At 70.6% G+C, this 20,756-nt stretch carries 15 protein-coding genes; 10 read left to right on the top strand and 5 right to left on the bottom strand.

The window, feature by feature from the left end; translation table 11 throughout:
• The first annotated feature begins 6 nt into the window (after positions 1-6).
• The gene (locus ACFYYH_RS30470) at positions 7-570 is read left to right on the top strand and encodes a SigE family RNA polymerase sigma factor (RefSeq protein WP_388557769.1); all 564 of its coding nucleotides are present in this window, start codon (positions 7-9) and stop codon (positions 568-570) included.
• Positions 567-1,337, top strand: a complete 771-nt coding sequence (locus ACFYYH_RS30465) for a hypothetical protein (RefSeq protein WP_388557766.1) — start codon at positions 567-569, stop codon at positions 1,335-1,337. The genes ACFYYH_RS30470 and ACFYYH_RS30465 overlap by 4 nt, the downstream gene beginning before the upstream one ends.
• 158 nt (positions 1,338-1,495) lie before the next feature.
• Here the strand turns inward: ACFYYH_RS30465 and ACFYYH_RS30460 are convergent, their stop codons facing one another.
• Positions 1,496-1,753, bottom strand: a complete 258-nt coding sequence (locus ACFYYH_RS30460; protein WP_388557763.1) for a DUF5133 domain-containing protein — start codon at positions 1,751-1,753, stop codon at positions 1,496-1,498.
• A gap of 289 nt (positions 1,754-2,042) precedes the next feature.
• Between ACFYYH_RS30460 and ACFYYH_RS30455 the strand changes: the two genes are divergently transcribed.
• The 3 genes from ACFYYH_RS30455 (at position 2,043) to ACFYYH_RS30445 (ending at position 3,850) form a co-directional block, all read left to right on the top strand.
• Positions 2,043-2,204, top strand: coding sequence for a hydrophobic protein (locus ACFYYH_RS30455; protein WP_388557760.1), 162 nt, complete (start codon positions 2,043-2,045; stop codon positions 2,202-2,204).
• Positions 2,205-2,371: 167 nt separating this feature from the next.
• Positions 2,372-2,725 (top strand): PRC-barrel domain containing protein, encoded by a 354-nt coding sequence (locus ACFYYH_RS30450; protein ID WP_388557757.1) that lies wholly within the window; start codon positions 2,372-2,374, stop codon positions 2,723-2,725.
• A gap of 231 nt (positions 2,726-2,956) precedes the next feature.
• Complete coding sequence (locus ACFYYH_RS30445; protein WP_388557873.1) at positions 2,957-3,850, top strand: SigB/SigF/SigG family RNA polymerase sigma factor; 894 nt, start codon at positions 2,957-2,959, stop codon at positions 3,848-3,850.
• 78 nt (positions 3,851-3,928) lie between these two features.
• Here ACFYYH_RS30445 and ACFYYH_RS30440 read toward each other — a convergent pair whose 3' ends face one another.
• Entirely contained in the window at positions 3,929-6,349 is a 2,421-nt protein-coding gene (locus ACFYYH_RS30440; RefSeq protein ID WP_388557870.1) for a SpoIIE family protein phosphatase, read from the bottom strand.
• Between the two features lie 206 nt (positions 6,350-6,555).
• Positions 6,556-11,148: a HAMP domain-containing protein gene (locus tag ACFYYH_RS30435; protein ID WP_388557754.1), complete on the bottom strand. Its 4,593-nt coding sequence runs from the start codon at positions 11,146-11,148 to the stop codon at positions 6,556-6,558.
• A gap of 544 nt (positions 11,149-11,692) precedes the next feature.
• Here ACFYYH_RS30435 and ACFYYH_RS30430 point away from each other — a divergent pair.
• The 3 genes from ACFYYH_RS30430 to ACFYYH_RS30420 are packed head-to-tail and all read left to right on the top strand — an operon-like array spanning position 11,693 to position 13,324.
• Positions 11,693-12,292, top strand: coding sequence for a sulfite oxidase-like oxidoreductase (locus tag ACFYYH_RS30430; RefSeq protein WP_388557751.1), 600 nt, complete (start codon positions 11,693-11,695; stop codon positions 12,290-12,292).
• Positions 12,262-13,017 (top strand): ferredoxin reductase, encoded by a 756-nt coding sequence (locus ACFYYH_RS30425; protein WP_388557748.1) that lies wholly within the window; start codon positions 12,262-12,264, stop codon positions 13,015-13,017. Before ACFYYH_RS30430 ends, ACFYYH_RS30425 begins: the two co-directional genes overlap by 31 nt.
• A gap of 1 nt (position 13,018) precedes the next feature.
• Entirely contained in the window at positions 13,019-13,324 is a 306-nt protein-coding gene (locus ACFYYH_RS30420; protein WP_388557746.1) for a DUF6510 family protein, read from the top strand.
• A gap of 143 nt (positions 13,325-13,467) precedes the next feature.
• Here ACFYYH_RS30420 and ACFYYH_RS30415 read toward each other — a convergent pair whose 3' ends face one another.
• The gene (locus ACFYYH_RS30415; protein WP_388557743.1) at positions 13,468-16,152 is read right to left on the bottom strand and encodes a tetratricopeptide repeat protein; all 2,685 of its coding nucleotides are present in this window, start codon (positions 16,150-16,152) and stop codon (positions 13,468-13,470) included.
• Positions 16,149-17,594, bottom strand: a complete 1,446-nt coding sequence (locus tag ACFYYH_RS30410; protein ID WP_388557740.1) for a hypothetical protein — start codon at positions 17,592-17,594, stop codon at positions 16,149-16,151. The genes ACFYYH_RS30415 and ACFYYH_RS30410 overlap by 4 nt, the downstream gene beginning before the upstream one ends.
• Before the next feature lie 126 nt (positions 17,595-17,720).
• On the opposite strand from ACFYYH_RS30410, the gene ACFYYH_RS30405 reads away from it, so the two are divergent.
• On the top strand, positions 17,721-18,347 hold the full coding sequence (locus tag ACFYYH_RS30405) for a hypothetical protein (protein WP_388557737.1): 627 nt from the start codon (positions 17,721-17,723) through the stop codon (positions 18,345-18,347).
• Between the two features lie 85 nt (positions 18,348-18,432).
• Complete coding sequence (locus ACFYYH_RS30400) at positions 18,433-20,685, top strand: ATP-binding protein (protein WP_388557734.1); 2,253 nt, start codon at positions 18,433-18,435, stop codon at positions 20,683-20,685.
• Positions 20,686-20,756: the final 71 nt, after the last annotated feature.

Here is a 20,756-nt window from a genome sequence, read left to right as displayed (position 1 = left end):
CCGGTTGTGCCGTACACGAACGACGACTTCGCCGAGTACGCCGCCGGGGCCTGGCCCCGCCTCGTACGGGCCGCCCATCTGCTCACCGGCGACTTCCACGAGGCGGAGGACCTGGTGCAGACCACCCTCGTCAAGGTCTGTGCGCGCTGGCGGCGCATCCCCCGCGAGGAAGTCGAGTTCTATGTACGCCGGGCACTGGTCAACAACAACCTCAGCCGGGTCCGGAAGCGGCGCGTCATCCATCTGCTGACGCCGCTGCTGCCGGAGCGGGTGCACGGGCGGCACGCCGGGCACGCCGAACATGTCGAGGAGCGTGCCGCGCTCGCCCAGGCACTGGCGGCCCTGACGGCCCGGCAGCGTGCGGTGGTGGTCCTGCGCTACTGGGAGGACCTGAGCGAACAGGAGACGGCCGCGGTGCTGAACTGCTCGGTCGGAACCGTCAAGACCCATGCCCGGCGCGCACTGGAGAGTCTGCGCGCCCATCCCGTACTCGCCCATCGGCTTCCCGAGTCGGAAGCTGGCTCCAAAGCCGTCCCAGGCACCGGAGCCGGAACCGGAGCCCGCTCATGAATCCCGCTTCCGAGGCCGGACGACGGCCGGACGACACGCACCCCCGCGCCTGCCGCGGCGCGTACGACGAAGCCCTGCGCCAGGCGTTCACCGAGGCCGCCGCCGCCGTCACGCCCTCGCCGGCCCCGCTGGCCGCGATCGAACGGGCCGGCCGCGCCCGGCGCCGACGCGGCAACGCGGCCATGCTGGTGGCCGGGTGCGGGCTGCTGCTGGGTCCGCTGGCCGTCGTCGCCCTGCACGGCAACCCGCCGCCGGACCCCGTACCCGTACCCGTGCCCGTACTGACCGCGGGCCCGCCGACGCCCTCCCCCGCCGCGGAACCGCCCCGCGTGGTACGGCCGGGTCAGCGGGTGAAGGCCGCCCCGGGCGCGCAGGTGTGGCTGACCGAGGACGGCAAGCACTGGTCCACCGAGGACCAGCCCGATCAGTTCCGCAGCGTGAACGACGGAAACCTCGATCTGAACACGCCCGGCGTCTCCCGTCAGTCGGAAACGGTGGGCAGCCGCTACTTCCACTCCGGCGTCTACTACGGGACGCGTGACGCGGCCCGTGTCGAGCTCACCACCGCGACGGGCAGGACTGTACGGGCCGCCATGCTGGAACTGGCGGGCGAGCCCGGCTGGGGCGTCTGGTACGCCACCACCGAACTGTCCTCCGCGACAGCGGGCTTCGGTCCTGAGGGCGCGGGCACCGGCGAGCCGACGGCCGACTTCATCCGCGGCATCACGCTGTACGACACGGCGGGCAAGGTCCTCGCCACGCTCTGACGGGCCGGCGGGCCCGGTGGCGGGCGGTCACGCCCTCGCCCGATCCCCTCGGCCCTGCGCCTGCCCCTGCGCCTGCTCATGCGCCCGATCGGGCGGAGGCCGGACCGCCGCGGCGCGGCCTCCGCCGAGGGGATCTGCCCGGCTCCTGTGCGCGACGGTCAGACGGTGAGGCGTACTTCGTCCGGGGACATCGGGGACGGGATGGCGGCCGTCTCACCGAGAGCGTCGGCCAACTGGGTCCGGGCCACCGCGAGGGCGTCCTCGATCGTCCGGGTGCCGGTCGACACGCACAGCGTGTAGGTCACGTCCTCCAGGCGGCGCCGTGTCTCCGGGCTGCCCTGCTCGGCACGGAGGACCTCAAGTGTCTCGTACTGCTCGACAAGGCTGCGCAGGATCGTGGGGTGAGCCATCAGCACAGTGATCTCTCCATTACGAGTCGGGCGGCGAAACGCTGCCGTCGCAGAAGGGGCATCGCCCTTGTGCCCCGCCGGAGCCGGGCCAAGCGGTGGTGTTCCGGACACCGGACGTGATGCGCGTCACGGGACCGCGTACCGGCGCCTCCAGACCGTTCCGTCCTGGGCGCCGGGGGTTTCCGCCGTGCGCTCCGCCGCCCCGAATTCCCCGCTCAGGAAATCCGAAACAGCCGGTTTTCGGGCGTGTAATGGATTCAGCAGGGGGCACTCGGCGCTCTGGAGGTTGATAACTATGGTTCCCCTGCTTCTCGTTCTTCTGCTCGCCCTGATTCTCTTCGGCGCGGGTTTCGCGCTCAAGGCCCTGTGGTGGATCGCGATCATCGTGCTCGTGGTCTGGCTGATCGGATTCGTCGCCCGCCCCAAGGGCAGCAGCGGCCGCTGGTATCGCTGGTAGCCGGTCCGCGGACCGCGCGGCGGACGGCCGTCGGCCTCATTCGGACGAACGGAATCATCCGGTCGTATGTGTGAGGCCCTCATGGCCGGGCAGCCGAATTCCTGAGGGAAAGTCACGGCAAGTGATGACCCCGGGGCCACCTGAATGTCGATGAAGGAGTTATTCCTATGAGCGACAGCATATGGGGCTACGAGCCCACTTCTGGCTACATCGCCGGTACAAGTCTGGCCGGCTTCACGGTGGAAGCCACCGATGGAAGTATCGGAAAGGTCGACAAGTACTCGGACGAGGTCGGGTCCGGCTATCTCGTCGTGGACACCGGCGTATGGATCTTCGGCCGGCATGTCCTGCTCCCGGCCGGTACCGTCCAGCGGGTCGACACGGCCGACGAGAAGATCTATGTCGGGCTCACCAAGGAGCAGATCAAGGATGCTCCCGAGTTCGACAAGGACAAGCATCTCGGTGACGCCGACCATCACCGCACCACGGGTGAGTACTACGGCCGCCACCGCCGCGTCTGAGTGCCTCTGAGGGGGCGCGGCAGCTCCGTACGTCAGTGCGCGGGGGCCGACCGGAAACGTCCGGTCGGCCCCCGCTGACGTGCGGTCCGGGGATCCTGGGACCGGGAGATTCCGGGGACCGGGCGTCCGGCGCGAAATTTTCTCATCCGCCGACGCATGGAACCCGTGCACGGGGGCATGCGCCGCCATGGACGGTTGATCGACGAGAGTGAAGAGGGTGGGGACATGGCGATGGTGCCGCAGACGACGCATGCGGAGAAGCGACTGACGGCGGGGTCGCCTTCCACGGGGGTGTCCGCCGGTGCGGAGGACCTGCCGTGGATCGAGGACACGGGGAAGATCGCGCCCAAGGACGCGAGAGAGCTGTCGAAGGTGTTCTTCGACCGCCTCCAGGTCCTCGAAGAGGGCACCCATGAATACCAGTACGCCCGCAACACCCTCATCGAGATGAATCTCTCGCTGGTACGGTTCGCGGCCCGCCGGTTCCGTAACCGCGGCAACGGCGACCTGGAGGACATCGTCCAGGTCGGCACCATCGGACTCATCAAGGCGATCGACCGGTTCGATCTCTCCCACGAGGTGGAGTTCACCTCGTTCGCCATCCCCTACATCGTCGGCGAGATCAAGCGCTTCTTCCGTGACACGACCTGGGCGGTGCACGTTCCCCGGCGTCTCCAGGAACTGCGGGTGGAACTGGCCAAGGCCAAGGAGGAACTCTCCCTCCTCCTGGACCGCGATCCCACCGTCAAGGAACTCGCCGCGCATCTCGAACTGACCGAGGAAGAGGTCATCGAGGGGATCGTCGCGTCGAACGGCTACACGGCCGGCTCCATCGATGTGCCCGCCGGAAGTGAGGACGGGGACGCGCAGCCCCAGGGGCGCTCCTACGCCGACGTCATGGGTGAACCCGACCCCGGCATGGAGACGGTCGAGAATCTGCACGCCCTGGCTCCGCTGCTGGAGCGGCTCGACGACCGGGAACGCCGGATCGTCGCCATGCGGTTCGGCCAGGAGATGACACAGAGTCAGATCGGCGCCGAACTCGGCGTGTCCCAGATGCAGATCTCCCGCCTGCTCAACCGCACCCTCCGCAAGCTGCGCACCGGGATGCTCACCGAGGACTGACCCGGGACCCGGGGCCACCGCCGGGCAGGACGGCCGCGACGGTGGCCCCGGGCCACAGAACACATCACGACACCTGTGTCATTGGAGCCGTACTCCGATGACACAGGTGTCGTCGTCCGTGTCGGACCGGCTGTGGGTCAGAAGCCGGTCCAGATAGCTCTCCAGGTCGCCGGTCGGCGAGCCCGCGGTCACGACGAGCTGGTCGATGGAGTTCTCCACGGAGAGATCACGGCGTTCGACGAGTCCGTCGGTGTACATCAGCAGCCGGTCGTCCAGCTCCAGTTCCACCTGGCGTTCCTCGTAATGGGCGTCGGCGATCGCCCCCAGAAGGATGCCCTCGGGAAGCGGAAGGGCGACGGCCCGGCCCGCGCGCACGAGGACGGGCGGCAGATGCCCGGCCCTGGCCCAGCGCAGGGTACGGTCCGCCGGGTCGTACAGCGCGCAGATGGCCGTGGCGGTGACCTGTGCGGTGAGATGGTGCGCCACGCTGTTGAGCCAGGTCAGAAGCTGCGCGGGACCGGCGCCGGTGACGGCGAGACCGCGGAGCGCGTTGCGCAGGACGACCATGCTGGTCGCCGCCTTGATGCCATGGCCCGCGACATCTCCGACACAGAGCAGGATCTGCTTGGAGGGCAGGACCACGACGTCGTACCAGTCTCCGCCGACCAGGTGATCGGTCTCCGCGGGCCGGTAGCGGACGGCCACCTGGAGTCCTTCCGCGTCCAGCGGCCCGCGTGTCGGCGGCATGATGGCGTGCTGGAGCTGGAGGGCGAGCCTGCTGCGCTCGGCGGACTCCTTCTCGGAGTGGGCGAGCTGGTCGCGGGTGGCGGCGAGGGCCACCTCGGTCCAGTGCTGCGCGGAGATGTCCTGGTAGGCACCGCGTACGGTGACCAGACGGCTGCCGTCGAGAACGGGTTCGGCGACGATACGGATATGGCGGGTGACGCCGTCCGAGCGCTGTAGCCGGAACGCGGTGGAAGCGGAGCGGCGGTGGTGGTAGATGGTGCGCAGGAAACGGCCGATCGCCGTGGCGTCGTCCGGGTGGGCGCGGGCCGGAAGCTCTTCGAGGCGGATGGGGCTGGCGGTGGGCGGAAGGCCGAAGAGGCCGTACATCTCGCTGTTCCAGCTGATTTCGCCGGTCTCGGCGTGCTCCTCGAAACCGCCGAGGCGGCCCAGCCGCTGGGCATGCTGGAGAAGGCTCGCCAGCCGTGCCGTCTCGTCCTGGACGCGCCAGACGAGCAGCAGGTCCTCCCGGTGGCGGCTGATGCTGACGCTCGCCGTCATGGTGATCGGGACGTCGTCCACCGTCATCGCCAGGGACATGCGTTCACTGCGGAACGCCTCTCCGGTGGCGTAGACGTACTCCAGTTTCTCGAACAGTCCGCTCTCGGTCGCGGCCATCGGATAGGTCTCCAGCAGCAGAGACCCGATGATGTTGCCGCGCGGCCGTCCCGCGAGGTCGACGAAGAACGGGTTGACATGGTGTATGCGGAAGTCGGCGAGCCCGCCCTCGCTGTCCAGGTGCGGGCGGAGCACCAGGACCGTGTCGTGCAGGGCGTCGGCCAGATCCGCGAGTTCCGGGCAGTGGCCCTCGGGCGCCCGGTCCCCCGGCGACGCCGGGTGGTCGGCCGCGGGATGTGTCTCCAGGGTGCGGGCGCAGAGTTCGGCCAGGGCCTCGATCTGCCGCTGCACCTGCGGCGGTTGGGGGGCGAGGGGCTGCGGCCAGCAGATCTCCAGCACCGCCTGGATACGGCCACCGGTACCGGCGGGGACGGTGACACGCCCGCCGCCCGGGTGCTGACGGTGTCCGATGGACGGCAGATTGGCTCGCGAGAGCGACTCCAGCCAGACCGTACGCAGCTCGGTCAGGGCGCGGCGGGCCGGGGTGGCCACACCGGGCGGGACATAGCGCCAGCGCCGGGCTTCCCCCTCGGTGAATCCCGCGGCGCCCTCCAGGGTGAGGGAGGCGTCGGAGCCCACCGCCCAGATGGCGACTCCGGTGGCGCCGAGGGGGGTGAGCGCGTGCTGGAGGATCGACTGGGCCGCCGACTGGGTGTCGTTGGCGGCCAGTACGCCGCTTTCCGCGCTGCGGAGACGTACGGCGAGTTCGGGCGAGTCCGGTGAGTCCGGTGAGCCGGACGGGTTCGCCGCGGAGTCGTCCGGTGACTCGTCGAGGTGGGAGAGGAAGCGGTTCGCGGCTTCGGCGACCCGGTCGTGGGCGGCCTGGTTGATGATCCTGGTGGCCAGTTCCAGTTCGGGCACCCCCGCCTGGTCGGCGAGCCGGGTCAGTTCACGTGCCGCCCGTACGGGGTCGCAGCGCAGCCGTTCCACGAAGACGCCCTTGGCCAGCTCGATCAGGGCGCGGCCGTCGGCCGCCGCGTGCGCCTCCTGGACCTGACGGCGCAGTCGCTCCACCGTGGCGGCGAGCCTGTCGATGCCCGCGCCCCCGGAGCCGGAGCCGGTGGCGGGTGCCGCCTCGGGACCCGCGTACCCGTCCATGGGCGTCCCCGGTCCGGGCAGGCCGGACCGGTGCTCGTGCTCCGGCGTCCGCTGTCCCTCCGGGAACGGGTCCCGTGTGGTGTCCGGCTGAGCCGGTCCCCCGGCCCGCTGGTCTTGATGCACTGGCTGCTGCTCCTGTGATGGGGTCTCCTGTGCCCGGTCCTGGGACCGGGCACAGGTGTGGACAGGCCGTGGATGGTGCGGTGTCACACCTTGAGCCAGCGGCGGACGCGGGCCAGGAGATCGTTGGCGTCCACCGGCTTGGTGACATAGTCGCTGGCGCCGGAGGCGAGACTCTTCTCCCGGTCGCCCGGCATCGCCTTGGCCGTCACGGCGATGATCGGCAGGTCCGCGTACACGGGCATCGCGCGGATGCCGGCGGTGGCCGTGTAGCCGTCCATCTCCGGCATCATGACGTCCATCAGGACGATGGCCACCTCGGGATGCGCGATCAGCATCTCGATGCCCTTGCGTCCGTCCTCGGCGTGCAGGACACGCAGGCCGTGGAGTTCCAGGATGCCGGTGAGGGCGTAGACGTTGCGGGCGTCGTCGTCGATCACCAGAGCCGTGCGACCCGACAACGCGTCATCTATCTCCGCGGTGTCCGGTGCCCGGGACTCCTCGGGCCGTACCAGGGGCAGCACGTCCCCCGGCTGTTCCGCGGACAGATGCAGGGCGATCCGTTCCCGCAGCTCGTCCAGGCTGGACAGCAGTTCCAGCGGCTGGGTCTCGGCGCGTTCCTGGAGCGTCCGCTCCTGTCCGGCCTCCAGACGGCGGCTGTTGTGGGCGAGGACGGGGACGCCCCGCAGCGCGGGATCGCCGTCCATCGCGTCCAGGAAACGCAGCGCCGCCCCCTCGGCCATGTCCACTTCCAGCACCACGCAGTGGTAGGAGTTGGCGGCCAGGGCGCCGGCCGCTTCCTGGCCTCCGACGACGGTGACGACCTCCACGGGGCCGCGGGGATCGGCCGGTTCATGGTGGTCGGTGAGGTCCCCCACCGCGCTCTCGGCGACCAGGGACAGCAGTCCGCGGGGCCGTTCCTCGATCACCAGCAGGCGCTTGCGCTGGGGAGGCGCGGCGGAGGCCGCCTCGGGCAGCGCCCAGGCCTCGGCCCCGCCGTCGGCGGACGACAGTTCGTCGCGCCGGGATTCCGCGGCCGGGAGCGCACCCGGCGCCGGGGCGGTGAAGTCGGGGCGCGCCACCGGCAGATACAGGGTGAAGGTGCTGCCCTCACCGGGTGTGCTGGCGGCGACGACGACACCGCCGAGGAGGAAGGCGATCTCCCGGCTGATGGACAGGCCCAGTCCCGTGCCGCCGTACTTGCGGCTGGTGGTGCCGTCCGCCTGCTGGAAGGCCCCGAAGATCGTTTCCAGTTGCTCCTCCGCGATGCCGATGCCGGTGTCCTTCACCCGGAAGGCGACGGCGGGGGAACCCCGGTCCACCGCGTCGGGCAGCTCGTCGGCCACCGCCGGCTCGATCAGCAGCTGTACACGGCCCTGCTCGGTGAACTTCACGGCGTTGGAGACGAGGTTGCGCAGCACCTGCCGCAGACGCGAGTCGTCGGTGACCAGGTCCACCGGCACCCCGGGGGCCGTCCTGATCTCGAAGTCGAGGCTCTTCTGGGTGGTCAGGGGACGGAAGGTCGCCTCGACGTAGTCCAGCAGCCGGCGCAGCGGGACACGCTCCGGGGTGATGTCCATCTTGCCCGCCTCGACCTTCGACAGGTCGAGGATGTCGTTGATCAGTTGCAGCAGATCGGACCCGGCGGAGTGGATGATGCCGGCGTACTCCACCTGCTTCGGTGTGAGGTTGCGGGCCGGGTTCTGGGCCAGGAGCTGGGCGAGGATCAGCAGGCTGTTGAGCGGGGTGCGCAGCTCGTGGCTCATATTGGCCAGGAACTCCGACTTGTACGTGGACGCGAGGGAGAGCTGCTGGGCGCGGTCCTCCAGCTCCTGCCTGGCCTGTTCGATCTCCAGGTTCTTGGTCTCGATGTCATGGTTCTGTGTCGCCAGCAGCGCGGCCTTCTCCTCCAGCTCGGCGTTGGAGCGCTGCAGCTCCTCCTGCTGGACCTGGAGCTCCTCGGATCTGGCCTGGAGTTCGCCGGCCAGCCGCTGGGACTCGCCGAGCAGTTCGTCGGTGCGGGCGTTGGCCACGATGGAGTTGACGTTGACGCCGACGGTCTCCATCAACTGGTCGAGGAAGTCGCGGTGCACCTCGGTGAACGAGGTGACGGAAGCCAGTTCTATGACGCCGAGCACCTGGTCCTCGACGACGATGGGCAGGATGATCAGGCCCTGCGGCTGTGTGGACCCGAGGCTGGAGGAAATGGTCACGTAGCCGGCGGGCAACTGGTCGACGGCGATGGTGCGGCGGCTGCGGGCCGCCTGGCCGACCAGGGTGCGGCCCAGGGCGAACCGGGTGGGGCGCTCGGTCTCGGCCGGATAGCCGTAGGAGCCGATGAGCGTCAGCTCGGTGCCGTGGGACTGGTCCTCGGCGAGGTAGAAGGCACCGTACTGCGCGCCGACCAGCGGGGTCAGTTCGTCCATGACCAGTTCCGCGACGACGACCAGGTCCCGCTGCCCCTGCATCAGACCGGAGATCCTGGCGAGGTTGGTCTTGAGCCAGTCCTGGTCCCGGTTGGCCCGGGTGGTCTCGCGCAGGGACTCCACCATCGAGTTGATGTTGTCCTTGAGTTCGGACACCTCGCCGGAGGCCTCGACCGTGATGGACCGTGTCAGGTCTCCCTCGGCCACGGCGCTGGCGACCTCGGCGATGGCGCGCACCTGCCGGGTCAGGTTCCCGGCGAGTTCGTTGACGTTCTCCGTCAGCCGCTTCCAGGTGCCGGAGACGCCCTCGACCTCGGCCTGGCCGCCGAGCCGGCCCTCGCTGCCCACCTCACGGGCCACGCGGGTGACCTCGGCGGCGAAGGAGGAGAGCTGGTCAACCATGGTGTTGATGGTGGTCTTCAGTTCGAGGATCTCACCGCGCGCGTCGACGTCGATCTTCTTCGAGAGGTCTCCGTTGGCGACGGCGGTGGTGACCTGGGCGATATTGCGGACCTGGCCGGTCAGATTGTTCGCCATCGAGTTGACGTTGTCGGTGAGGTCCTTCCAGGTGCCCGCCACGTTCGGCACATGGGCCTGGCCGCCGAGCCGGCCCTCGGTGCCGACCTCACGCGCCACGCGCGTCACCTCGTCCGCGAAGGCCGAGAGGGTGTCGACCATCGTGTTGATCACTCCCGCGAGCGCGGCCACCTCGCCCTTCGCCTCGACGGTGATCTTCTGCGACAGATCGCCCTTGGCCACGGCCGTCGCCACCTGGGCGATGGAACGCACCTGCCCCGTCAGGTTGGACGCCATGACATTGACGTTGTCCGTCAGGTCCTTCCAGGTCCCCGAGACGCCCCGCACGGTCGCCTGGCCGCCCAGATTGCCTTCGGTGCCGACCTCGCGCGCGACCCGGGTGACCTCGTCCGCGAACGCGGAGAGCTGGTCGACCATCGTGTTGATGGTCTCCTTCAGCTCCAGGATCTCCCCGCGCGCGTCCACCCTGATCTTCTGCGACAGATCGCCCTGGGCGACGGCCGTGGTGACCTGGGCGATGGAACGCACCTGCGCGGTGAGGTTGTCGCCCATCACATTGACGGACTCCGTCAGGTCCTTCCAGGTGCCCGAGACACCCTTGACATCGGCCTGGCCGCCGAGCCGGCCCTCGGTGCCGACCTCACGGGCGACCCGGGTGACCTCGTCGGCAAACGCGGAGAGCTGGTCGACCATCGTGTTGATGGTGTTCTTCAGCTCCAGGATCTCGCCGCGGGCCGTCACGGTGATCTTCTGCGAGAGATCGCCCTTGGCCACGGCCGTCGCCACCTGGGCGATCGACCGTACCTGCGCGGTGAGATTGCCCGCCATGAAGTTGACGGAGTCGGTCAGGTCGCGCCAGGTGCCGGAGACGCCCTTGACGTCCGCCTGGCCGCCCAGTATCCCCTCGGTGCCCACATCGCGTGCCATCCGGGTGACCTCGTCGGCGAACGACGACAACTGGTCGACCATGGTGTTGATGGTGTTCTTGAGTTCGAGGATCTCACCGCGGGCGTCGACCGTGATCTTCTGCGAGAGATCGCCCTTGGCCACCGCGGTCGTCACCTGGGCGATGTTGCGTACCTGGTCGGTGAGGTTTCCGGCCATGAAGTTGACGGAATCGGTCAGGTCACGCCATACCCCGCCGACTCCGGGCACCTGTGCCTGGCCGCCGAGGCGTCCCTCGCTGCCGACCTCGCGTGCCACCCGGGTCACCTCGTCGGCGAACGCGGAGAGCTGGTCGACCATCGTGTTGACGGTGTTCTTCAGCTCCAGGATCTCCCCGCGGGCGTCCACGTCGATCTTCTGCGAGAGATCGCCCTTGGCCACCGCGGTGGCCACCTGGGCGATGTCACGGACCTGTGTCGTGAGATTGCCGGCCATCGCATTGACGGAGTCGGTCAGATCGGCCCAGGTGCCCGAGACCCCGGGTACCTCGGCCTGCCCGCCGAGGGTGCCCTCGGTGCCCACCTCGCGGGCGACCCTGGTCACCTCCGACGTGAACAGCGCGAGTTGATCGACCATGCCGTTGAAGACCGTGGCGATCTCCCCGAGCAGACCGTCGGCCTCGTCGGGCAGCCGGGTGCCGAAGTCGCCGTCGCGCACCGCGGTCAGCCCCGCCAGCAGTCCCCGCAGCTCCGGCTCCCCGACCGCTCCGGCAGCACGCGCGGCCTTGCCGCGCGTCACCGGCTGAGAAGCGCCAACCGTCATATCAGCCATGCTCCCTCTCGTTTCGCCACCCCGCGACGGCCGACCGGGCCCTCGCGCATTGCCCGCACGGATGGTGGAACCCACCGCCCGACCAGCGGCCTCGACCTCGTCGGACCCTCCCCGGGAACGGCACCGCACCACCATGGATTGAGGCTAGCCGAAGCGCGACACGCCGAATGATCAGCGTATGGTTTTCGCGGTCCCGGCGTACAGCGCACACCGATCGGATCGGCCGTTCGGCCGACGACAGGACCCGCCCCTGACGACGGCACGGTGGAGGGTGCGAGATTTCGACGCGGCGCCCAGGACGGCTCGCCGGCTCGAACAGCGGCCCTGGTCCTGGGTACTCCGGCGTGCTCAGTCCGGACACTACCCCACCAGGAAAACAAACCAGTTCGTTTGACCGTGTCGAGGTTCACCCGGACCGTCCGGCGCGCCTCCAGGCCATGACGACCGGCCCCGCACCGGTGGAACAATCCCCGACAGAAGGCGCATTCTGGAATTCCGCCCCCTCGGACGCCCGACCGGGAGCCTCCAGGAAGGATGACGGGATATGGCCGTTATCTCACGTGGTTTTCATGGAAGGCGTCCCGATTCGGGACGGAAACTACCGCCGGGTCAGTACGAGACCTTTGATTTCCCCGTTCTCTCCGCCGGTCCCACGCCCCGTGTACGCCGCGAGGACTGGGAGTTCACCATCACATCCGAGACCGGTGAGCGGCATGCCTGGGACTGGGCACGGCTGACGGCTCTGCCGACGCAGACTCCCACCGTGGATCTGCACTGCGTCACCAAGTGGTCGAAGTTCGGCACCACCTGGGAGGGCGTGTCGCTGGACCTCCTGCTGGCGGACGTGGAGACGGCCGCCGGCTTCGCGCTCGTCTTCTCGTACGGCGGCTATACGACCAACCTGCCGCTGGAGGACCTCCTCGACGGAAAGGCCTGGATCGTCCACACCTACGACGGAGCCCCGCTGGCCCCGGAACACGGCGGTCCCGTCCGGCTGCTGGTTCCTCATCTCTATCTGTGGAAGTCGGCGAAGTGGGTGCACGGGATCCAGTTGACGGAGGAGGACGATCCGGGCTTCTGGGAGAGCGCCGGCTACCACGACTACGGAGACCCATGGCGCGAGCAGCGGTACCGAGGCGACTGAAGGGCCGTCTGCGCTGGAGCGTGGCGGAGCTCGTGGAGCGGCGGTCCGAAACGCCCACGGCGCTGACACTGGCCTTCACCGTGCCCGGCTGGCCCGGCCATCTGCCGGGGCAGCATCTCGATCTGCGGCTGACGGCCGAGGACGGCTACAGCACCCAGCGCAGCTACTCCCTGGCCTCCGCACCGGACGGCGACCGGATCGAGCTCACGGTCCAGCGCGTGGAGGACGGCGAGGTCTCCCCCTATCTGACGGACGACCTGGCGATCGGTGATCAGGTCGAGGTACGCGGTCCGGTCGGCGGCTGGTTCGTCTGGCGGCCGGAGCAGACGGAGCCGGTCCTGCTGGTGGCCGGGGGATCCGGCCTGGTGCCCCTGATGGCGATGGTCCGGGTGCGCCGGGCGACGGGGAACCGGGTGCCGTTCCGGCTGCTGTACTCGGTACGGGACTGCGAGGACCGTATGTACGTGCCGGAACTGCGTCGCGGTGATCCCGGGCTCGACACCACGTTCCTTTACACGCGCTCCGCGCCGTCCGGCTGGCCCCGGCGGGCCGGGCGGCTGACGCGGCAGGACCTCGTCCGCTGGGGATGGCCGGCCGAATCCGAACCGGCCTGTTACGTCTGCGGGCCCACCGGCTTCGTCGAGGCGGCGGCCACGCACCTGGTGGTCACCGGCCACGCCCCGGAACGTATCCGCACCGAACGCTTCGGCCCGAGCGGAGGATGACATGGACCGGACTCCAGGCCGGACCTGGCACGGAGAGCCCGTGGAGTACGCGTACGAGGACGGCAACGCGCTGGCGGGACCGCTCTCCGAGATCTTCGCGGTCGACCTGACGAGCGCCGTCAGCCGCTGCGCGCACTGCGACAGCACGGGCCCGGTGGCGGGGCTGCGCGTCTACCGGCGCGCACCGGGGCTGGTCGCCCGCTGTCCCGACTGCGGCGAGGTGATCATGCGGCTCGTCCACGGACCCGACAGCACCTGGCTCGATCTGCGGGGAGCCACCACGCTCAGAATTCCCCTCAGCCCCTGACCCCGCCCGCCCCTTGGCCTCGGCCTCGGCCCTGCCCGTCCGGCCCTGTCCCCTGTCGCCTGTCGCCTGTCGCGTGTCGCCTGTTCCCGGTCCCCTGTCCCTGGTCCCTCACCTCGGCGAAGACGCCTCCGCCCGTACGGGGGTCAGTCCCGGAAGGTGCCGATCGGGAGCAGCGGTGCCCAGTCCCGGATCGGCCAGTTCCACATGCCCTGCTCGTTCATGATCGTTCCGGTGGCGCGGTGGACGGCCGCGCTCGCCGTCACCTCGGTGCCGTCCAGGGACGCGAGCACCCACTGCGCGAACTGGTCCCCCACCGGGGTGTCCCCGTACTCCCCCACCGTCGCCAGGATTTCGGTGGAGCCCCTGGCCAGGGCCAGGGTGGCGATGCTGACGGGATCGGTCATGGCCTGGCCGGGCACCCCGGCTCCCCAGCAGGTGATCAGATAGAGCCGCACGGGCGGAGTGGCGACCAGCACGTCGGAGGGGAGCAGCCAGGTCCCGGTGTCCAGTTCGAGATAGTGACCCGGCCCCTCCGACAGCCGGCCGTGACACACCATCACCACCGTGTGTGCCCCGTCACCGAGGCTGCTCTTGGCCTGCCATGCCTCGGGCGGCGTCTCGAAGGTCCACCGGGGGTCCTCCCGCAGCGCGGTCATGTCGAGGCTCTCCATCACCGGGCTGCGCCAGAAGCAGGTCGGCCGGTCGACCGGACGGGCCGGACCGCGCCCGCGCAGAACGCGCTGGAGGACCAGCGAGGGGCAGACGACGTACTCGACCGCCTGGCCGAGGACCAGGCCGGTCCTGAGCGGGACGGCTCCCCACGGGATCAGCCACAGGTCCCCGACCGGCAGAAGGAGCAGCCGGGAGGCGTCGCCCCCGGCCATCGCCTCCCGCAGCGGGGCGGGCAGCAGACCGGCCAGGGCCGTCAGCCGTTCGGGCCGCAGCTCAGCGCGTTCCTGGCTGTCCTCCCGCAGTACGGCCAGGACCCTCAGGCACGCGGCGGACAGTTCTACGGTGTCGATGTGGACGGACCCGTCCTGGCCGCGCCAGAGGCGGTGCAGCAGCCGTTGGTCGACGGGATCACGCACCAGTTGGAGGGCATGGCACCCGGCGGGCAGCATGGCCAGCAGATCGGCTCCGTCGTCGGCGGGCGGCAGATACATCGCCGCGAGCAGGTCGTCGACGGCCTCCTCGGCGGGTTCCCGCAGTCCGCCCCGCAGTCCCACCGCGCCGAGCATGCGGCTGATCCGCTCCTGGCGCGAGATGCCCGGGGGAAGCCGCATCCCGCCCGTACCGGCCGGGCGGCTCTCCGCGATCCACCGTTCGTCGGCGCTGACCACGATGTGCTGAAGGAGGGTCAGATGGTCGGTCACGCCGGGAGGTATCGCCGCCTCGGCCAGCCCGGCCAGCCGCCGGCCGGCGAGGCCGTCGGCCACGACGGCGAAGGCCTCGGGGTTCCCCTCCGACACCGCGGCGCGCAGCGCCAGCGCGTACACCCCGGCGAACCGGCCGCGGTACTCCTGCTGGGCCTCGGCGTCACGGTTCGCCGCCCGGTACTCCTCGATCGCGAAGACCGCGTCGACCCGGTCCCGCAGCGCCTCCTCGGCCCGGCCCAGCCGCTCATGGCTCTCGGCGAGCTTCGCCAGCGCCGTGCACACCCCGAGGAGGTCGCCCTCCTCGCGGTAGGCGGCCACGGCCTCTCCGAACAGCCCGGCCGCCGCGGGCCAGTCCGCGCGGCTCCTGGCGAGCCGGGCGAGATTCTGCGCCGCGTGGGCCCTCGCGCCGCTCAGACCGCGGTCGACGGCGATGGAGTGCGCGGCGCGGAACTGCACCTCCGCCAGGTCCGGGTCTCCCGCGTCGAGCAGGATGTCGCCGAGACCTTCCAGAACATTGGTCATGCCCACGGCGTCGTTGTCCTCGGCGAAGTGCCGCGCGGCCCTGACGAGCCAGTCCCGGGCGAGGTCGATACGGCCGGTGCGGTGGTACAGCGCGCCGAGACGTTGGGCGGTGTGCGCCTGACCGGTCAGGCTGCGCACCCGGCGGAACAACTCGTGGGCCCGCTCATAGGCTTCGAGTGCCTGGGCCGTGGCGCCCGACCGCTCGTCGCACTCGGCCAGGCCCTGGACGGCACCGGCGAGGCAGACCTGATCGTCCAGGGCCCCGGCCAGCTCGCGCGCCTGAGCGAACAGTGCCGTGGCCCGTACCACCGAGTGGTGTCCCAGCGACAGATGGCCCAGCGGGATCAGTGCCCGCAGGGTGCCGAAGCGATAGCCGGCTCCCTCCGCGGTGCGCAGGGCCGTCTCGTACTCCTCGACCGCCTGCTCGACCTGGTTGCGGGCGCGGTGGACATCACCGAGCCCGACGCGCGCGTTGGCCACCGCGACGGCGTCGGAGCGGCTGTCGGCGAGCGACTCCCGGAACAGCTCCGCCGCCCGGTCGAAGTCCCCGGTGCGGATGGCGTCGTCGCCTTCGGTCTCGATGACGAGCACCCGGTTCCATGCCGCGAGATCCGGTCCCGACTCCACCGGTGGGGCAGGGACCGGTCCGGCCTCCGCCCGTTCCTCACCGGTGTGCGTACGCTCCTCGCCGGTGTGCTCACGCGCGGTGTCGAGGAGCTGGCGGTAGCGGCAGCGCAGGGCGATCGGGCCCGGCGGAGGCTCGGCGGCCAGGGCCCGTACGGCTTCGGGGTCGCCGCCCCGCCAGGCCGCGAAAAGGGCACCCGCCAGCCGGTGTGCGGTGATGTCACCCCGGTAGGAGTCGCCCCCACCCGTGGACGCCCGCGGCCGCTCGTGCTCGCCCTCTCCCTCTCCCTCTCCCTGAACGGTCACTCACCGTCCTCCGGAACCCGCCGGCCGTCGGCGGCGGGGCGTGGGCCTCCCAGCCTGCCCGGCAGGATGCCGTCCAGCCGCAGTCTCGTGTACGGGGGCGCCGCGTCGCGGGCCTGCCCGGACGCCGCAGGCGCCGGTGCGGCCGGCGGCTCCGTGCCGTGGGGGGTGGTGGCGGTCCCCCGGGCGGCGGTGGCGTCGAAGGGATTGCGCAGCCGCAGCACCGGGCCGTCCCCGACGGGGACCCCCCGGCTCGTGAAGTACTCCTTCGCCGCCCGGCACGCGAGCCGCACGAACCACCACCGCAGTCGCGGGCCCATGTCCTCGAAGGTCGTGAATCGCAGCGCGGTGGCGGCGAGGGCGAGCACGTACTGCTCGTGCCAGGCATCGGACCAGTTCCTCTTCGCCACGGCGCGCAGGGTGGAGTGGAAGACCGAGTGGATCAGACCGGCCAGCAGCGGATCCTGGCGCGGGTGGGCCTCACGGTGGGCGCGTGGGATGTCGTCGAGCAGGGCCTCGCGCTGATCCGGCGACAGGCTCGGCCAGAAACGCGCGACGGCCGAGAGCAGCAGGGTGAGCTGATCCCTGGCCAGCGGGGCGGAGGCGGAGTACGTGGACAGATCGATGAGCCGGAAACTCTTCGGGTCGGCACCGCGGTCGTCCACCAGCAGGAAGATGTTCCCGAGATGCAGATCGCCGTGGCCGTGGCCCTCCAGCACCCGGATCTTCCGCTCCGGCAGCCGTGGGTGCCCCAGGGCCAGCAACACGGGGTTGGGCATGGCCTCTTCGCCGTCCGCCGTGCTCACCCACAGGACGGAGCGGTCGTCCAGACCGAACGCCGTCGCCCAGCGGTCGACCGAGCCCTTCCCGCTCAGCGGATGGTGCAGTTCCCGGTGGGCGAAGGCGGCCACGGGCACCGGTGCCCCGGACGTGCGGACAGTGGTGTTCCACTCGGTGGCGATGCTGTGCGAGACCGCCGTACAGAGCGCGACGACGGCTTCGGCGTCGTCCTTCGGCGACAGCGTCGACGCGGGGCGATGACGGGTCGTACCGCCCGCGATGTCCTGGAAGTAGACCGCCTTCGCGCCACCCACCGGGACGGCCCCGAAACGGAGTTGGACCAGACGCCGCGCGGCGAAGCGGGGCGGCGCGTCCGCGACGGCGGCCCGGTGGGCCTTGATCTCCCGGCGGTCGGCGGCGGGGACGATCTTGGCCACGAGGTTCCAGTCCCCCTCGGCCCGCGCGTAGGAGTTCATGCCGCCCACGACGACCGAGAAGACGAGGGCGTCGGTGTAACCGGTGGCCTTCCAGGGGTCGTCGGGGAGTGCGACCGTACCTCCGTCGTCATCGGCCCAGAGGGCCAGCGCCTCGGCGACGTCCCGATGCCCCGGCCCGAGGAAGTCGGCCAGCGCGTCGGCACCGGTGTGAGGGGGAACTGCGGTCATGCCGTCTCCACGTCGTTCGGTCCGCACGGAGCGCTTCAAGTCTGTCACGCCCGGCTCCCCCCGGTTCCCCCCGGCACGATCCAAACGAAAGGCCCTAGGCTCGGCGGACATGCGCGGAGGAGACCGATGACGAATGTTCCTGACGGCCGGCCGGCGTCGGCCGAGCCGGAGATCGCCGGGCGCGAGGGGCTCTACACCCGGATTCCGGTGGCGGGAAGAGACAGCAGGCTGGAGCTCCAGAGCGAGATCGAGTTCGGCAGGGCGACGGTGATCGCGCCGGACGCCTACACCGTGGACCAGTTCGCCGCCCAGGTCGACCGTGACCGCTGGGACTACTCCTACGTCTGGTTCCCCTTCGACCTGCGGCCGTTGGAGCACGGGTACTACGAAAGCGTCCGGATCACCACGACGTTCGTCGAACCCGACATCATCGCGAAGTATCTGGCACCGTCCCCCGGCAGCAAGGACGTCGAGTTCGAGGGGCGGGCCACCGTCTGGGGACTGGGGATGCCGACCATGAGCTGGGAGCTGGAACCCCCGGAGGGCGGCGAGCGGCTGCGCCCCCAGGGACACCATGTCGTCTGTCTGCTCCAGCGGCCCAGGGCGGTGGAGACGACGGATGTGGTGATCGAGGTGGCGGCGACCGTCGTGCGTACGGTGGTGGTGCGTCAGGTGCGCAGGGCCGCGACGAAGAAGCCCTGCCGCTACCGGCTCTCCTTCACCGAGGGCACCTTCGTCCGTCTGCCGGGCTGATGCCGGGAAGCGCGCACCACGTGGGCGGGCGTGGACCATGGGGTAATCAGAAGTCGTCCGATCGTGCCCGGAGCAGGTGGTGGTGATGGACTCCCTCGCACGGCCCGGTGGCACGGCGCCCGAAGGGAACAGCTTCGGCGCCGAGTTACGCAGGATGCGCCAGGCCGCGGGTATGTCGCTCGGTCGGCTCGCGGCCGCGGCGAACTACAGCAAGAGCCAGCTCAGCAAGGTCGAGAACGGGGTGGCGCGCCCCCACCACGACCTCGCCCGGGCGTGCGATCTGGCGCTCGGTACGGGAGACGCCCTGCGCAGGCTGCTTCCCGGGCCACGGGAGGACGGCCGCCGCTCCCGTCCGCGCACCGAGGGTTTCTTCTCCGGGCTGCCCCGGGAGACCCCCCATTTCACCGGGCGCGAGGACGAGTTGACGAGGGTGGTCGATCTGCTGGCGCCGCCGGTACGGCCGGGCCCCTCCCCTCGTATCTGTGTCCTGCACGGGATGCCCGGCGTCGGGAAGACGGCCCTGGCGGTACGGGCCGCCCATCGGCTCCGTCCGCTGTTCTCCGACGGGTGCATGTTCATCGATCTCCATGGCTACACACCGCAGATGCGTCCCGTCCCGGCCATGGACGCCCTGGACCGCTGTCTGCGCAGGCTCGGGGTGTCGGGCGAGCACATACCCCGGCATGTCGACGACCGGGCGGGACTGCTCCGGGACCGGCTGGCGAACCGGGACATGCTGCTGATCCTGGACAACGCGGCGGAGGCCGCCCAGGTCGAGCCGCTGCTGCCCGCCACCGCGGCCTGTGCCGTACTGATCACCAGCCGCGGCCGGCTGGCCGCGCTGGACGACGCCGACCGGGTCGGGGTGGACGCGCTGTCCGTGGACGACGCGATCACGCTCTTCCGCTCGGTCAATTCGACCGGGGTGGCCGATCCGACCGTCGATCTGATCGTCCGGCGGTGCGGCCTGCTGCCCCTGACGATCCGGGTGGCCGCCGCCAGGTTCGCGGACCATCCCGACGCCGAGCTGGCCGCGTTCGCGGAACGGCTGGCCACCGACGGGGCGAGCAGACTGAGTGAGCTCGACGACGGCGAGCGCGCGGTCCTGGACATGTTCGAACCCTCCGTACGTACGCTGACGCCCCCGCAGCGGGCCGCCTTCACCGCGCTGGCCCGGCATCCGGGCGCCGACTTCGACGTACCGGCCGTGGCCGCGATGACCGGTACCACGCGTTCCGCCGCCGACGCGGCCCTCGACCGGCTCGCCGACGCGCATCTGCTCATGCGCGGACCGGACAGACGGTTCCGGTTCCATGACCTCCTCCGTGAGTACGCCGTGGGCCTCTCGGCGTCCCGGGACCTCGAAGCGCCGCGCCGGCTGGCCGACTTCTACGCGACGACCGCCCGCCGGGCGGACCGCCGTATCGCACCGCACCGCTACCACCCGCCGCCCGGCCCCGCGCGGTCCGCCGACGGCGGGCCGGAGATCGCCCTGGACACCAGGGACGCGGCGGTGCGGTGGATGACCACGGAGTTCGACAATCTGGTGGCCGTCTGCCGGCTGAGCGGTGAGCTGGGCCTCGACGAGCACTGCTGGCGGATCGCCCACGCGCTCCAGGGCTTCTCCTTCCTCACCAAGACATGGGACGCCTGGAGGTCGGCGCACTCGACCGGACTCGCGGCGGCGCGGCGGATCGGTGACGGCGAGGCGGAGGGGTATCTGCTCAACGGCCTCGGTCTTGTCCACCTCGAACGCCATGAGGTGGACCGGGCGGTGGAATCGTTCCGTACCGCGTACGCCAGGTTCGAGGCCCTCGGCGACGAGCGGGGGCTGAGCAACACCACGGGGAACTGGGCCTGGGTCCACCACCACCTGGGCGACTACGAGGAGGCGCTGCGCGCGCACCACCGCGCCCTGCGGTTCCAGGTGCGGGCCGGAACGCCCGTCGCCGCGGCCGTCATCCTGCGGGGCATCGCCGTCGCCGAGGTGGGGCTGGGCCGGTTCGACGCCGCAGTCGGGCATCTCACCGAGGCCCTGAGCACCTTCGACGAGCACGATCTGCCCTTCGACCGGGCCATGGCACTCAACTGCCTCGGGGAGACGCACCAGCACCGGGGGGAGCCACGACCGGCGGCGGAGGCGTATCGCACGGCCGTCGAGACCAGCCGGGCGTGCGGCAGCCGGTACGAACTGGCGCGTGCGCTGGAGGGGCTGGCCTCGGTGGCGGACGACCGGGGTACCGCCGTCGACTGTCTGGAGCAGGCCGTCTCGCTGTACGCGGAGCTGGGTGCCCCGGAGGTCTCGCGGGTCCGGCTGGCGCTCGGTACCGCCCCTTGACCGTCGGCCGCTGCTCCTTCCCCTGCCCCTTCCCCTTCCCCGGTCGGTGTGTTGTCGACGCCGGTGTATTC

The organism is Streptomyces sp. NPDC002018 (genome assembly GCF_042890865.1).
Lineage (GTDB): Bacteria > Actinomycetota > Actinomycetes > Streptomycetales > Streptomycetaceae > Streptomyces.
This window is presented reverse-complemented; position numbering and strand designations above follow the sequence as displayed.

Excerpts from the sequence above, each read along its gene's own strand:
- ACFYYH_RS30465 (WP_388557766.1), top strand. The coding sequence starts at position 567 with ATGAATCCCGCTTCCGAGGCCGGACGACGGCCGGACGACACGCACCCC.
- ACFYYH_RS30455 (WP_388557760.1), top strand. The coding sequence starts at position 2,043 with ATGGTTCCCCTGCTTCTCGTTCTTCTGCTCGCCCTGATTCTCTTCGGC.
- ACFYYH_RS30450 (WP_388557757.1), top strand. The coding sequence starts at position 2,372 with ATGAGCGACAGCATATGGGGCTACGAGCCCACTTCTGGCTACATCGCC.
- ACFYYH_RS30445 (WP_388557873.1), top strand. The coding sequence starts at position 2,957 with ATGGTGCCGCAGACGACGCATGCGGAGAAGCGACTGACGGCGGGGTCG.
- ACFYYH_RS30440 (WP_388557870.1), bottom strand. The coding sequence starts at position 6,349 with ATGGACGGGTACGCGGGTCCCGAGGCGGCACCCGCCACCGGCTCCGGC.
- ACFYYH_RS30435 (WP_388557754.1), bottom strand. The coding sequence starts at position 11,148 with ATGGCTGATATGACGGTTGGCGCTTCTCAGCCGGTGACGCGCGGCAAG.
- ACFYYH_RS30430 (WP_388557751.1), top strand. The coding sequence starts at position 11,693 with ATGGCCGTTATCTCACGTGGTTTTCATGGAAGGCGTCCCGATTCGGGA.
- ACFYYH_RS30425 (WP_388557748.1), top strand. The coding sequence starts at position 12,262 with ATGGCGCGAGCAGCGGTACCGAGGCGACTGAAGGGCCGTCTGCGCTGG.
- ACFYYH_RS30420 (WP_388557746.1), top strand. The coding sequence starts at position 13,019 with ATGGACCGGACTCCAGGCCGGACCTGGCACGGAGAGCCCGTGGAGTAC.
- ACFYYH_RS30410 (WP_388557740.1), bottom strand. The coding sequence starts at position 17,594 with ATGACCGCAGTTCCCCCTCACACCGGTGCCGACGCGCTGGCCGACTTC.
- ACFYYH_RS30405 (WP_388557737.1), top strand. The coding sequence starts at position 17,721 with ATGACGAATGTTCCTGACGGCCGGCCGGCGTCGGCCGAGCCGGAGATC.
- ACFYYH_RS30400 (WP_388557734.1), top strand. The coding sequence starts at position 18,433 with ATGGACTCCCTCGCACGGCCCGGTGGCACGGCGCCCGAAGGGAACAGC.